Annotated in this window: 1 protein-coding gene; it reads right to left on the reverse strand. The window is 69.7% G+C overall.

Annotation, left to right across the window (positions count from 1 at the left end; all coding sequences use genetic code 11):
- On the reverse strand, positions 1 to 1,166 hold a 1,166-nt coding region (locus HAV18_RS39540), incomplete at both ends, for an acetyl-CoA C-acetyltransferase (RefSeq protein WP_208102308.1).

Consider the following 1,166-nt stretch of genomic DNA (forward strand, 5'->3'; position numbering starts at 1 on the left):
CGCTCGACCGCGAGCGCGACGCCCATCCCGCCGCCGATGCACAGCGACGCCAGCCCGCGCTTCGCGTCGCGCTTGGCCATCTCGTGCAGCAGCGTCACCAGGATCCGGCAGCCCGACGCGCCGATCGGGTGACCGATCGCGATCGCCCCGCCGTTCACGTTCACCTTCGATGTGTCCCAGCCCATCTGCTTGTGCACCGCCAGCGCCTGCGCCGCGAACGCCTCGTTGATCTCCATCAGGTCCAGGTCGCCCGGCGTCCAGCCCGCGCGCTCCAGGCACCGGCGCGATGCCGGCACCGGGCCCATCCCCATCACGCTCGGATCCACGCCCGCGTTCGCGTACGCCTTGATCCGCGCCAGCGGCGTCAGGCCCAGCGCCGCCGCCTTCTGCGCCGACATCACCAGCACCGCCGCCGCACCGTCGTTCAGCCCCGACGCGTTCGCCGCCGTCACCGAGCCGTCCTTCGAGAACGCCGGCTTCAGCCCCGCCAGCGATTCCGCCGTCACGCCGTGACGCACGAACTCGTCGGTCGCGAACTGCAGCGGCTCGCCCTTGCGTTGCGGAATCGACACCGGCACGATCTCGTCGTTGAAGCGCCCGGCCTTCTGCGCGGCTTCCGCCTTGTTCTGCGACAGCGCCGCGAATGCGTCCTGCTCTTCGCGCGTGATCCCGTATTCCTTCGCGACGTTCTCCGCCGTGATGCCCATGTGGTACTGGTTGTACACGTCCCACAGGCCGTCGACGATCATCGTGTCGACCAGCTTCGCATCACCCATCCGGAAGCCATCACGCGAGCCCGGCAGCACGTGCGGCGATGCGCTCATGTTCTCCTGGCCGCCCGCGATCACGATCTCCGCGTCGCCCGCGACGATCGCGTTCGCCGCCAGCATCACGGCCTTCAGGCCCGAGCCGCACACCTTGTTGATCGTCATCCCCGGCACTGCCGCCGGCAGCCCGGCCTTGATCAGCGACTGCCGCGCCGGGTTCTGCCCGGAACCGGCCGTCAGCACCTGGCCCATGATCACTTCGCTGACCTGCTCGGGCTTCACGCCCGCACGCTCCAGCACCGCGCGGATCACCGTCGCGCCCAGCTCCGGCGCCGCAATCTTCGCAAGCGAACCGCCGAATTTGCCGACCGCGGTACGCGCGGCCGATACGATCACTAC

Source organism: Burkholderia sp. D-99, assembly GCF_011605345.1.
Classification (GTDB): domain Bacteria; phylum Pseudomonadota; class Gammaproteobacteria; order Burkholderiales; family Burkholderiaceae; genus Burkholderia.